This window comes from Maribacter algarum (ex Zhang et al. 2020), assembly GCF_005885635.1.
Classification (GTDB): Bacteria; Bacteroidota; Bacteroidia; order Flavobacteriales; family Flavobacteriaceae; genus Maribacter_C; species Maribacter_C algarum.
On record NZ_VATY01000002.1, the window covers coordinates 132,786 to 146,072 of the forward strand.

General features: G+C 40.5%; 10 protein-coding genes. All 10 read left to right on the forward strand.

Annotation, left to right across the window (positions count from 1 at the left end):
* Positions 1–41: 41 nt before the first annotated feature.
* A complete protein-coding gene (locus tag FEE95_RS09485) occupies positions 42–1,820 on the forward strand; it encodes a sodium:solute symporter family transporter (protein WP_138657705.1) in 1,779 nt (592 codons plus the stop codon).
* Entirely contained in the window at positions 1,817–3,034 is a 1,218-nt protein-coding gene (manD, locus tag FEE95_RS09490) for a D-mannonate dehydratase ManD (protein WP_138657706.1), read from the forward strand. The genes FEE95_RS09485 and manD overlap by 4 nt, the downstream gene beginning before the upstream one ends.
* 14 nt (positions 3,035–3,048) lie before the next feature.
* Positions 3,049–4,188, forward strand: coding sequence for a Gfo/Idh/MocA family protein (locus tag FEE95_RS09495; protein ID WP_138657707.1), 1,140 nt, complete (start codon positions 3,049–3,051; stop codon positions 4,186–4,188).
* A gap of 12 nt (positions 4,189–4,200) precedes the next feature.
* Positions 4,201–5,961: a sodium:solute symporter family transporter gene (locus tag FEE95_RS09500; RefSeq protein WP_138657708.1), complete on the forward strand. Its 1,761-nt coding sequence runs from the start codon at positions 4,201–4,203 to the stop codon at positions 5,959–5,961.
* A gap of 4 nt (positions 5,962–5,965) precedes the next feature.
* Positions 5,966–6,793: a hypothetical protein gene (locus tag FEE95_RS09505; protein ID WP_138657709.1), complete on the forward strand. Its 828-nt coding sequence runs from the start codon at positions 5,966–5,968 to the stop codon at positions 6,791–6,793.
* A 63-nt stretch (positions 6,794–6,856) separates the two neighbouring features.
* Positions 6,857–8,527 (forward strand): PQQ-dependent sugar dehydrogenase, encoded by a 1,671-nt coding sequence (locus FEE95_RS09510; RefSeq protein ID WP_138657710.1) that lies wholly within the window; start codon positions 6,857–6,859, stop codon positions 8,525–8,527.
* Positions 8,528–8,674: 147 nt separating this feature from the next.
* Complete coding sequence (locus FEE95_RS09515; protein ID WP_138657711.1) at positions 8,675–9,781, forward strand: polysaccharide lyase family 7 protein; 1,107 nt, start codon at positions 8,675–8,677, stop codon at positions 9,779–9,781.
* Positions 9,782–9,853: 72 nt separating this feature from the next.
* Entirely contained in the window at positions 9,854–12,103 is a 2,250-nt protein-coding gene (locus tag FEE95_RS09520; RefSeq protein ID WP_138657712.1) for an alginate lyase family protein, read from the forward strand.
* 11 nt (positions 12,104–12,114) lie between these two features.
* Positions 12,115–12,489, forward strand: a complete 375-nt coding sequence (locus tag FEE95_RS09525) for a cupin domain-containing protein (RefSeq protein WP_138657713.1) — start codon at positions 12,115–12,117, stop codon at positions 12,487–12,489.
* Positions 12,490–12,509: 20 nt separating this feature from the next.
* Positions 12,510–13,274 carry an SDR family NAD(P)-dependent oxidoreductase gene (locus FEE95_RS09530; RefSeq protein WP_138657714.1) on the forward strand — a complete coding sequence of 255 codons (765 nt, stop codon included), beginning with the start codon at positions 12,510–12,512 and terminating at the stop codon, positions 13,272–13,274.
* Positions 13,275–13,287: the final 13 nt, after the last annotated feature.

Genomic DNA, 13,287 nt, shown 5'->3' on the forward strand with positions numbered 1-13,287 from the left:
CTCGCTAAGCGAAGAAATGAAAATAATTGAACCAGCCACATATGATTTCCTTTTACGACAACATGGTCATTGCGGCCTACTTTCTCTTGATGATTGCCGTAGGTGTGGTGTTCAAGCGTATGAACAAGAACACCAGTGACTATTTTCGTGGGGGTGGAAGTATGCTTTGGTGGCTTGTAGGGGCAACTACTTTTATGTCATTTATTAGCGCGGTTACCTATACCGGAGCCGCTGGAAAGGCCTACGAAACGGGCACTTTTGTTTTTGTGGTCTATATGGCCAATGGAGTCGGTTTTTTTATAAGTTTCCTTTATTTTTCAAAGCGTTTCCGCCAGACCAGAGTAGTTACAGCTATTGAAGTGGTCAGAGAGCGTTTTGGAAGGGTAAATGAACAATTTTTTACTTGGCTTGTGGTGCCTTTTGGAGTAATTCATGGCGGCGTTTGGCTCTATGGTTTGGGGATTATCGTTTCAACTGTTTTTGGTGTTAGTATGGAAATGACCGTACTTGCAGTAGGTATAACAGTACTATTTATAACACTCTTAGGCGGTTCATGGGCAGTAGTTGCCAGTGATTTTATGCAGTTGATGATTATGGTGCCGGTCGCCATAATCTTAGCTTTTTTATCCTTAAAAGAATTAGGTGGGGTGGGAAATTTTCTAGAGCAACTGCCTACCTCACAATACAATTGGTCAGAGCTGGCCGATAGTAAAATCGTATGGCTTTGGTTCATCGCCTCCTTTTGCAAACAGTTTTTTTCAGTGAATAACACCAATGATGGCTATCGCTTTTTAGCGGTCAAGGATTCCAATCAAGCTCGAAAGGCTTCCTTAATGGCTTCTATTTTATTTTTTACGGTAACCTTTATTTGGTTTATACCTCCAATGGCCGCATCAATTCTATTTCCAGATGTATCAGCAGTTGAAGCTCTTAAACCACTAGGCGAAAAAGCCGTAGATGGTATTTATTTGGCAATGGGAATTGAATTGCTTCCAGTCGGAATGATAGGCGTGATGATATGTGCCATATTTGCGGCTACGATGTCATCTATGGATAGTACGCTCAATCGCAATGCAGGTATTTTTGTGCGTAACTTCTATAAACCCATCCTTAGAAAATCGGCAAACGAAAAGGAATTATTTCGGGTCTCTTTGATTACCACGGTGGTTTTAGGATGTTTAGTGATTCTTTCAGCAATTTTCTTTAGCGAATTAGAAGGAATAAACCTGTTCGATATCAACATGCGACTTGGGGCAATGATTTCGCTTCCCTTTATGATTCCGTTGACTTGGGGTATGGTTTTCCAAGACACACCACGATGGGCCGGATGGTCGACCGTCTTATTGGGCATGCTGATTTCTTACATTATCCAAACACATATTGGCCCTGAAATATTGTTAGAATTCATAGGTGTGGATACCCCTTGGTCTAATCGTGAACTAATTGATGTTATGTTCTTTTCAAATGTGTTCGCGGTAATTGTACTCTGTAGTCTCTGGTTCTTAGGTGCGCGTCTATTTAGAAATACTTCCCCGGAAACCTATCTTCAAGAAGTCAAAGAATTTTTCGTAAAAATCAATACCCCTATTGATTATGAAAAGGAACATGGTCATAAGGGTTATGATATGCAACAGTTCAAGATTTTAGGAAATATGTGCCTGGTTTATGGTACTTTCCTATCGGCATTGGTATTAATTCCGAACGATCTAACAGGAAGACTATGTTTCGTTTTCATCGGTGGAATTATGCTTACGGTCGGATTTATTTTTAAAAAGAAATACAAAAAAAGCAAGTTGGAATCAAAAGGGATATCAGGATGAAAATAAAAGAAATAAAAGTTTTTGTTTGTTGCCCGGGCCGCAATTTCGTTACAGTCAAGGTTATCACTGAAGACGGCACATATGGACTGGGCGATGGTACAGTCAACGGTAGGGAATTAGCGGTGGTTTCGTATTTAGAAGAACATGTTGTTCCCTGTCTTATCGGGAAGGATGCCCATCAAATCGAAGATATTTGGCAGTACCTGTATAAAGGAGCCTATTGGCAAAATGGAGCTATTAGTATCGCTGCGATTAGCGCTATTGATATGGCACTTTGGGATATTAAAGGGAAGTTGGCTAAGATGCCCGTCTATCTATTGCTTGGTGGGAAAAGTAGAAAAGGAGTAACGGTTTATGTACATGCCAATGGGGAGACGATAGATGAAGTTATAGGCAATTTGGGAGCCTATATTAAACAAGGTTACAAAGCAGTAAGATTGCAATGCGCGCTTCCAAATTCTAAAGGTACGTATGGTACCATGGAAGGAAAAAAGAATTATTACGAATTGCAAGGCAACAGACCCTTACCGCCAGAAAATGAATGGTCGACGACGAAGTACCTCAATTTTATTCCTGAACTTTTTAAGAAGGCTAGGGAAAAGTTTGGTTACGAGATAGAACTATGTCACGATGTTCATAGCAGAATAACGCCTATTGAAGCGGCTAGATTGGGGAAATTATTGGAGCCTTACCAGCTATTGTTTTTAGAGGATGCCGTTACTACGGAAAACCAGGAAGGCTACAAAATCCTTAGGGAACAAACACATATCCCCTTGGCGACAGGGGAAAAGTTCAATACCCTTTGGGATGCCAAAGAGATGATACAAAACCAATGGATAGATTATGTACGCACCGCGGCGACACATGGAGGCGGTTTGACCGCACTGCGAAGATTGGCGGATTTTGCTTCTTTATATCATGTGCGTACCGCACCCCACGGAGCACCTGATTTATCTCCCATTTGTTTGATGGCGCACATGCATTTTAACCTATGGGCTCCCAATTTTGGTATTCAAGAATTTGTCGGTTTTGGTACGCCCGAGATAAACGAAGTTTTTCAATATCAAGTTGAAATGAAAGAAGGTTTGTTATATATGGATGACCAACCGGGATTGGGTATTGATTTTGACGAGGAAGCTGCAAAGAAGCATCCCTACAAGAGGTCCTACCTTCCTGTAAATCGTTTGGAGGACGGTACCTTATGGAACTGGTAAAAAAATAGCTCAAAATGAATAGAAAGTTAAAAGTTCTTGTTTCAGGAACTGGATTTGCAGGACAAGGACATACAGATGCCTTTCGAGCAGTAGGTGCTGAAGTGGTAGGCATTGTTGGTAGAACACCTCATGTAGTGGCCGAGGTGGCACAAAAAATGGACATACCCTTTTCGGGCACAAACTGGCAAGAAGCATTGGAAGCATGCCAACCTGATATTGTTTCAATAGGCACTCCTGGTGGGGCGCATTATGAAACGATTAAGCAATCCATTGAATTCGGTTGCCATGTCTATAGCGATAAGCCATTAACCGTTGATGGAGATTCTGCTATAAAACTGTATGAACTTGCCAAAACGAAAAATGTAAAAACTGCCTTTGCATCTAGTTTTCGGTATATGCCGCATGTTTTGCATGCGAAACGGCTCGTAGCAAATGGTGCAATTGGCGAACCTGTTGAAGCCGAGTTTATGTCACACTTCCATTTAGAGCGAGATATTCCCTTCGGATGGTCCCATCGAAAGGAGGATGGAGGCGGTCGTTTGAATAACAACTTTACCCATATGATGTCGATTGCCACCTCGGTAATCGGTGAAAAGATTCTATCGATAATCGGAGAGGTTCGTGATGACTTGGGGAAAGCGCCTATTGTAAAAGGTGTACATAATTTTAAAACACGACGAGACTACATTCCTAAAGATTTAAATGACCCTAATCTTGAATGGGGAGAAAGTAATGTGGAATGGTCGTATACCGTGATGGCAAAACTGGAAAGTGAATTTGCCGCAAAACCGGTTTCTGTATTGTTTAAACACGGCGGACTAAACCCTAGATTTAATGAAGACCACATTGTATTTTATGGCACGAAGGGAGCTGTCTACATTAAAGGTCATTACGGTATGGGGCCTTTGTATATATGGGATGAAAGTAAAACTTGGCAAGAGCTGCCATTACCCCAAGATATTGTCGACGACCAACCAAAAGTTGACGGAGATACGGAGCGCAATTGGCAATATTTAGCTCGCGAATTTGTAAAAGATATTGAAGGACAAGCTTTTGCTCCGTATCAAACTTTTAAAGAAGGAAGTCAGTACCAACAACTCATTGATATCATTAGAAAGAATGACAACTGGACAGATGTTATTCATCTGCAATAAACCCGCAACCCTATGTTCTACGACTATATCGTAATTGCAATTTACTTTGTATTGATCCTTGCAATTGGGGTGGTATTTTCACGAATGGCAAGTAAGTCTACTAGCGATTATTTTCGAGGTGGTGGTAGAATGTTGTGGTGGATGGTAGGAGCTACCGCTTTTATGGCACAGTTTTCAGCCGTAACTTTTACCGGGGCAGCAGGTAAGGCATTTGCCGACGGGTTTGCTATAGTTGCCGTGTATATCGGAAATACCTTTGCCTTCTTTTGTGGTTATGCCTTCTTCGCACATCGGTTTCGACAAATGCGGGTAGATACGCCTACTGAAGGAATCAAAAGACGCTTCGGTCCTGAGAACGAAACTTTTTTTTCATGGGCGTTGATTGCTTTTTCCTTTTTAAATGCAGGAGTTTGGTTAAATGCATTAGGGGTCTTTACCAGTGCAGTTTTTGATGCAGATATCTCTGTTACCATTATTGGTATTGGTTTGACCGTACTTTTTGTGTCGGTACTTTCAGGAGCTTGGGGAGTTGTTGCTTCCGACTTTGTTCAAACTTTGGTAGTGGCGGTCGTTTCAATCGCCTGCGCGATAGTAGCATTGGTGATGGTAGATGGTCCTGTGAACTTGGTCAAAAATTTTCCAGGAGGATTTCTAATAGGTCCGAATATGAACTACCCCCTGATATTATTTGGAACTTTCATTTTCTTTTTACCGAAGCAGATAATTACGATGATGAATCTTCACGATTCCTTTCGATGGCTCAATGCAAAAGATTCCTTCAATGCCCGTAAAGCGGCCTTATTGGCCATGACCCTTATGGGGGTGGGAAGTATTATTTGGTTTATTCCCCCATGGGCCGCAGCTACGTTGTACCCTGATGCTCCGGCAGATTATGCACAATTAGGGAACAAGGCGGCAGATGCGGTCTATCTTGTATTTGCTCGCAATGCGATGCCCATTGGAACCGTCGGACTATTAATGGCAGGACTTTTTGCGGCCTCCATGTCTTCCATGGACTCTGCGCTAAATAAAAATGCAGGAATCTTTATCCGAAGTATTTACCAACCTTTTCTAGCTAAAAGGAGCAAACAAAGAAGTGACAAGAAACTATTACGAATAAGCCAATTGGTAAGTCTTATAAGTGGAATCGGTGTTATTACCGCCGCGTTATTTTTTGCTTCCCTTAAAAAATTAAGCCTATTTGAATTGATGATGTCCGTTTCAACCATGGTTCAAGTACCGATGATGGTGCCTTTGGTTGTTGGTATTGTTGTGAAAAAAACACCCAAATGGGCTCCGTGGGCAACAATTGCTGTTGGCTTTCTTGTTTCTTGGCTGGTTATGAATGTCTTTACCGCAGAAGTTTGCGCTGGCTTATTCGGTATCGAATCGCTAACAGCTAGGGAAATTATTGATATGAATATCATTTTGACCATTGCAGGGCATGTATTTATAACCGCTGGTTTTTTCTGGGCAACCTCTTTATTTTATAATGAAGCAAAGGATACAAACAAACTAGAAACCGATCGCTTTTTTGAAGATTTGCAACGGCCCGTTATTGCAGATGATAAACAAGATGCTGTGGATAAACAACAAAGAAGAAAACTAGGAGGTATGGTCATGACCATGAGTGTAGGGATTCTATTAATGACACTGATTCCCAATCCGGTTTGGGGGCGAATGATGTTTGTGATTTGTTCGCTGATTATATTTATGATTGGCTTTTTATTACGTAGGAGTGCCAAAAGTAATCTCTCCACTACAAAAGCTTAATGATATGAATTTGATAAAAGTCATACTAGTATTGTTTTTAATTTCATGCTGTGGCTCGTGTACTGAGCAAAAGGTATTGCTTTCTCATGGCATAGATGAATCGGCAGGTGGCGGAGAGGCGTATATTATTACTACTCCCGTGGCAACGTATTTTCTTGAAAAATCCGGCGGTGGCTTATCCAGTATGTTAGACAAGGATGGCATAGATTGGATTGGTTTTCATAACATAGAAGGTTCTGCTCATAAAGGTGAATACAGGGGTTTTCCAAATGCCATTCATAAACAAGACGGTAGTTATTTTCATGCAATGAATGCAAAAACCAACCCTTCTTCTTCAGTTGTGAAGATTGAATCGAATGACCATATTCAAATTGTATTTACTTCGGATAATGGGAAATGGGAAGGTCAATGGGATTTTTATGCTGACCGCTGCGATTTTACCATGACCAAGATTAGTGACGGTTACTATTATTGGGTACAATATGAAGGGGTACCCGGAGGAGAAATGGACACTACAGATTTTTGGTTTTCCTCGGCAGAAGAGAAAAAGCATCCCATAGAGGAATCTTTTAATGGCGATTTGCCTTCGCCAGAATGGATGGCCTTTGGTGATGAAAATGCGCCACGAATGTTATATATGCTGCATCATGAAGACGATGAACATTCTGATAATTACGTGTATCGAAAAGATATGACCGTATTGGGATTTGGCAGACAAAATGGAGAACAAACCACCAAGCATTTAACAACCGTTCAGACCTTTTCAATCGGCTTCGTGGAATCCACCAAGTATTCGGTAGTTAATCAAATCATTGGGCAGGTACTTGATTGAATAAACGTGTTTTATCCAAAGAATAGCGTATATTTTTAGTCTAGATTTTATTATTAATGATTTATGAATAAAGCAATTCACAAAGTCACCATTCTGTTATGCATTACCGCAATGGCTCTTGGCAGTGTGTTTATGAGTTGTGAAAGTTCGAAGTCAGAAGAACGACCAGAGTTTGAAAAGCCAAAATTCATAATCCAATTAGAAAAAACACGCTTACTCGTGAGTGAAGTGGTTCGGAATTTGGACGAACCTTGGGAAATTACCTGGGGAGGTGATGACCATTTATGGTTCACCGAAAAAAAAGGAAATGTTCTACGAATGAACCCCAACACGGGACAGGTCAAAAAAGTGCTAAATGTTCCCAACGTATATTCCGAGGGAAATACCCCCGGCTTATTGGGTTTGGTTTTGGGTCCAGATTTTAAGAATGAGCCTTATGTATACATGCATTATACCTACATTGATTCATCTATAACTGATCAATTCGATAGGAGGGGTAGTCCCAATTTTGTAAGATCTAAGGTCGAACGCTACACCTATTTCCAGAAGGAGGACACTTTAAAAGAACCCGAGCTGATCTTACCTAAAATACCTGGGTTTAGGGCACATAACGGCTCTAGGCTTGCCATAAGCGAAGACGACAAGCTTCTTTTTACAATTGGCGATGTGGGCAATTCCGAGAATGCCCAGACAATACAGAGCCTTCCGGGGAAAGTACTACGAATGAATCTTGATGGCAGCGTTCCAAAAGATAATCCCATTGCGGGAAGCTATTTCTACTCAATGGGCCATCGAAATTCTCAGGGACTTGTAGCTGCAAACGGGAAAATCTACTCATCAGAACACGGGCCGAATAACGATGATGAAATAAATATAATAGAACCTGGTGGAAACTATGGCTGGCCCTTTGTTGAAGGGTATTGTGATAAAGAAAACGAAATGGCCTTCTGTGATTCTGTCAAAGTTACCGAGCCGATTTATGATTGGACACCCACAATAGCTCCGGCTGGTTTGGACTTTTATGCAAATGCTGCAATTCCCGAGTGGAAAAACAATCTCATGCTAGCTACCCTGAAAGGACAGGCACTTTGGTTATTTGAACTTGATGATTCTGGCGAGAAGATAGTCGAGGAAAGGGTCTATCTGCAGAAACAGTTTGGGAGGATACGGGATTTGTGTATTTCGTCAACGGGTGAAGTGTATTTGATTACCAGTAACACGGACTGGAATGTAAGCCGATATAATTGGTTATATGGTGATATCCCCAAAGACGGGAACGACCGCGTGCTCAAAATAGCGGTAATTCAAGAGGATGAGAATGATAAGTATGACCACTTAATGACATTTGTTGAAGATAGTGAGCCAGAGCGAATGTTGATTCAGTATGGTCGTGCCGGGCTTTCAGATGTGCCTGGGGCATATACTTTCAGTAATAACTGTGCACCATGTCATGTGAATACCGGAATAGGAATACCGGAATTTACCCCTCCCCTTTTAGGAACTGCTACGGTAGCCAACAAGCAGAAACTTATAGCGACAACACTTTTTGGATTGTCAGGAGAAATAGAGGTAAAAGGTAAAAAATACAATGACGTTATGCCGGGCTTTGCGGCTGGCCTCACAAATCAGGAATTAAAAGACCTACTTAATTATGTGCGAACAAGTCTCAATACTCATAAAGATTCTATAACCATTTCGGAGATTGAGGAAATACGAAAAGGTAGATCTTTCTGATTATTCTTGGTATTACCAATCGTTTTAATGTTAAAAATTTGTGAGTCTTACAATTATGTGTATTTTTGGTAAACCAATCTGGTAAACCAATTTAATAGAATTAATCGAACATTCTTTTTATCCCGCAAAAAATCTAGACTTTATAGTATGAGAATCAAAATATCCAATTCCAGTATTTACATCAGTACGATAGTGACAAGTATAATGCTGCTATGCTCTAGCTGCGGCGATAAAAACAAAAAAGAAAACCTTGAAAGGGATTCAGATAATACGGCTGGGGTTACCAAAGCGAATGATGTTATACCTTTTTTCCAACATTGGAATTTAATCTTAGGCGACGGTTCTAATGCTGGTCAGGCGGTTGACTACGAGCATAAGGATTTCTTCTACACCACAAATGATGACAATAGTGACTGGGTCGTATTTAAAACACCAAATGGGGGAGACACTCATGGCACCTCTAACAACACAAGAACCGAATTGGCACAGGTAAAAAAATGGTATCCGAAAACTGCCAATGATAAATTGTCCGCAACACTCAAGGTAATGAACGTATCTGCTACTGGTGATGCTCGTGTAGCTTCAACCTATTCGGTAGTGGTCGGACAAATACACAGTGCGAATGGACATGAGAACGAGCCGTTAAAAATATTTTACAAAAAATTTCCGGGGCATGAAAAAGGCTCTGTATTTTGGCATTATGAGATAAATACAGAGGGGGGTGATAATTCCGGGAGATGGGATTTTTCCTCAGCAGTTTGGGGGCATGACTTTTCGGTTGTTGGGGCGGAAGCAAACACCTACCCTGAAGAACCTGAAGACGGTATTGCTTTGGGAGAAGAATTTAGTTATCAAATTGAGGTTAAGGATGGTATGATGAACTTATATTTTTCTAGTAAAGGTCATGAAACCAAAACGTTTACAAAGAACTTAGTTGAATCAGAATACACTACAACTGATGATATGCCTGAGCAAACAAGAAAATTATTTGTCCCAATTGGGCAAGATGGGGTAGAGCGTTCAACTGCATATTCAGGTGAGGGTTTATTTTTTAAATTGGGTTGTTACAATCAAACAAATGGAAAATCCCCAGAAGAAAATCAAAATTGGTGTTCGGGTGCAGAAACGCATGGTGGGGACATTCAAAAACAATATGCAGACGGAAATTATGCGGAAGTATGGTTTAAAACTGCCGATATATCTATAAGTGATGCTGCCGTTTCCAATGAAGGTTATTTCCTTAAAAATGACTAAATCAGGTAGTTTACAAATAGTTGTATATTTGGTCAGCCAGATTGGTTAACCAATTTGAACTCCATAAAACAAATGAACAAAAAGAAGACCAATACTTATTTGATGTGCCTTTTGATTTTGACCTTAAGTATATCCACTTCGTCAATCCAAGCTCAAGAGCACCCGAAATTAATTCTTACCAAAGCTGGTGTTGAAAAAATCAGGGCTGAATTGGGCAAGGTGCCATTATTCGATGCATCTTTGGAACAACTGAAAAAGGAGGTGGATGCTGAAATAGCGCTAGGTATTGATACTCCAGTCCCAAAGGATTATTCTGGTGGATACACCCATGCGCGACATAAAAAGAATTGGATAGTTCTTCAAAAAGCGGGCGTGCTTTTCCAGATTTTGGAAGATGAAGAATATGCGATTTACGTTCGCGATATGTTGTTGCAGTATGCGGAGTTGTATCCTACCTTACCAGCGCACCCTAAGACACGTTCTTATGCTAGAGGCAAATTGTTTTGGCAATGTCTGAATGATTCCAATTGGTTGGTATATGTCAGTCAGGCTTATGATTGTGTTTATGATTTTCTGACCAAAAAAGAACGCAAGAACTTAGAGGAAAATTTATTTCGACCTTTTGCAGATTGGATATCTGTGAAAAATCCGCAGTTCTACAACCGTGTGCACAACCATAGTACTTGGGGAAATGCCGCTGTGGGTATGATTGGTTTGGTTATGGGCGACGATGAATTAGTAGATAGGGCTTTGTACGGACTCAAAAATGCTCCAGTAAATACCGGAGAAAAAGATAATGATGGCGGCTTTATTTATTCAGAGGATGGTAAAGCGGGTTTTTTGGCCAATCTTGATGAGCCCTTCTCTCCAGATGGCTATTATACGGAAGGACCGTATTACCAACGCTATGCGATGTATCCTTTCCTGATTTTTGCCGAAGGATTGGAAAACGTGAAACCAGAGTTGAAAATTTTAGAATATAAAGATGGGGTTTTACTTAAAGCGGTTAACGCACTTTTAAACCTTTCAGATGCCGATGGCGAATTCTTTCCACTTAACGATGGACAAAAAGGAATGTCTATTTATACTTCTTCCCTAGTAAGTGCGGTAGATATTGCTTATCACCACGGGGGAAACAATCCACAGTTATTAAGTATAGCTAAAGAACAAGGCAAGGTATTATTGGATGATTCCGGTCTGGCCGTTGCAATTGGTCTTAGAGATGGCGAGGCAACACCATTTGAAAAAAAGTCAATCAATTTGTCTGACGGTCCCAAAGGAGAACAAGGTGGCGTTGGGATTTTGCGCTACGGGAACGAAGATTTGACTTTGGTATTTAAATATGCCGCACAGGGCTTAAGTCACGGCCACTACGACAAATTATCTTATTCCTTTTTTGAAAAGGGAGATGAGGTCTTACAAGATTATGGACTGTCAAGGTTTGTGAATATTGAACAAAAAGGTGGCGGTAATTACCTAAAGGAAAACAAGAGCTGGGCGAAACAGACCATCGCACATAATACCTTGGTTCAGAATGAGACTTCTCATTTTAAAGGGAAGTATGAAATCGGCAGCAAGCACCATTCAGAATTATACTTTTTTGATGAATCTCAAAGTGAAGTACAGGTAGTAAGTGCAAAAGAAAGTAATGCGTATCCGGGTACCGAAATGCATCGCACTATAGCCTTGATAAAAGGATATGGTTTTGAAAAGCCTTTTCTGTTGGATATTTTGAAAGTTAACTCCGACAGTACCAATCAATATGATCTGCCTTTTTACTTTATGGGACAAGTGATTCAAACCAATTTTGAGTATAAAACTCCCAAAGAGCTATATCCTTTAGGAAAAAAACATGGGTACCAACATTTATGGATGGAAGGCTTGGGTAAGGCGAGTGAAGATAACTCGAAGTTTAGCTGGATGAATGAGCGACGCTTTTATACACTTACCACCATAACAACTACTGCTGATGAAATGCGATTTGTTCGTATAGGGGCGAATGACCCAGAGTTTAACCTAAGGCGCGATGCTGGATTAATACTCCGTAGAAAAGATACTCAGCATACCACTTTTGTGTCGGTACTAGAATCGCATGGTAGTTATAGTCCTGTTTCAGAGTTCGCCGTGAATTCAAAAAGTAACATTGCATCGGTAAACATGGTACATGATGGCACTAAGTATACAGCGCTGGCCATAGAAGATTTAAGAGGTGAGAAACACTTGTTCATACTTTCAAATAAAGATGCAAGCAATTCTAGTAAACATAAATTAAACATTAATGGGAATGATTATTCGTGGTCAGGACCTTATTATTTCAAATAAAAATTAAGATTATGAAACGATTTAGTAAAAAATATGTCATCACAAAAGACATGGATTGGGAAGAACTTGGTGGAGGAGTATCAAGAAAGTTCTTAGGGTATGACAACCAGATTATGATGGTAAAAGTAAAATTTGAAAAAGGAGCATTGGGTTCTCCACATCAACATTTTCACACACAAGCTACCTATTGTGTTTCAGGAAAATTTGAGTTTGAAATTGATGGGGTAAAACAAATTGTAGAAGGGGGCGATGGTGTTTACATCGAACCAAACTTATTACATAGCGCTGTTTGTTTAGAGGAAGGAATCCTCATCGACACCTTTAGTCCGGTAAGGGAGGACTTTTTAAGTGGTGACGGAGTCTCTTATTTTGGTGACAAGAAATAAAAAATACTTATTAAATCAATATGAATAACAAACTAAGCGGAAAAAACATTCTCGTTACTGCAGGAGCCCAAGGTATTGGGGAGTCGATAACTAAACACTTTATTGACAACGGTGCCAATGTAGCGATACATTATTTTTCAAGTGCCGATACCGCCAACCAATTGACTGATTATGCAGATAGCAAAGGTCAAAAAGCGCTAGCCGTAAGTGGCGATTTAACAAAAGAAGCTGATGCAAATGCTTTGGTTGAAAAAACAGTTGAGGCATTAGGAAGTCTAGATATCCTAATTAACAACGCAGGTTCTCTTGTTGCCCGAAAAAGATTGGAAGAACTGGAAGCAGAGTTCTGGCATCGAGTAATGGATATCAATATGACCTCCATGCTTTTCGTAACACGAGCCGCAGCACCTTATTTGGCAAAGAATGAGAATAGCAGTATTGTCAATTTGGCCTCGCTTGCCGGTCGAAAAGGTGGTCACGCAGGATCTTTGGCTTATGCTACTAGTAAAGGAGCAATATTAACATTTACTAGGGCATTGGCTTCAGAATTAGGCCCGCAAGGTACGCGCGTGAATGCGGTAGCGCCCGGTCTTATTCTTGGAACTTCTTTTCACAATACACATACAACAAAAGAATCCGCATCAAAAACAATTGCAGGTATTCCTATTGAACGTGCGGGCAATGCATCGGATGTGGCAAGGGCAGTGGTATATTTAGCATCTGAGTATGACGGTTTTATTACTGGGGCGACCCTAGATATTAATGGAGGTGTATATAATATGTAATTAAGACAAAAAC

Excerpts from the sequence above, each read along its gene's own strand:
- FEE95_RS09485 (WP_138657705.1), top strand. The coding sequence starts at position 42 with ATGATTTCCTTTTACGACAACATGGTCATTGCGGCCTACTTTCTCTTG.
- manD (WP_138657706.1), top strand. The coding sequence starts at position 1,817 with ATGAAAATAAAAGAAATAAAAGTTTTTGTTTGTTGCCCGGGCCGCAAT.
- FEE95_RS09495 (WP_138657707.1), top strand. The coding sequence starts at position 3,049 with ATGAATAGAAAGTTAAAAGTTCTTGTTTCAGGAACTGGATTTGCAGGA.
- FEE95_RS09500 (WP_138657708.1), top strand. The coding sequence starts at position 4,201 with ATGTTCTACGACTATATCGTAATTGCAATTTACTTTGTATTGATCCTT.
- FEE95_RS09505 (WP_138657709.1), top strand. The coding sequence starts at position 5,966 with ATGAATTTGATAAAAGTCATACTAGTATTGTTTTTAATTTCATGCTGT.
- FEE95_RS09510 (WP_138657710.1), top strand. The coding sequence starts at position 6,857 with ATGAATAAAGCAATTCACAAAGTCACCATTCTGTTATGCATTACCGCA.
- FEE95_RS09515 (WP_138657711.1), top strand. The coding sequence starts at position 8,675 with ATGAGAATCAAAATATCCAATTCCAGTATTTACATCAGTACGATAGTG.
- FEE95_RS09520 (WP_138657712.1), top strand. The coding sequence starts at position 9,854 with ATGAACAAAAAGAAGACCAATACTTATTTGATGTGCCTTTTGATTTTG.
- FEE95_RS09525 (WP_138657713.1), top strand. The coding sequence starts at position 12,115 with ATGAAACGATTTAGTAAAAAATATGTCATCACAAAAGACATGGATTGG.
- FEE95_RS09530 (WP_138657714.1), top strand. The coding sequence starts at position 12,510 with ATGAATAACAAACTAAGCGGAAAAAACATTCTCGTTACTGCAGGAGCC.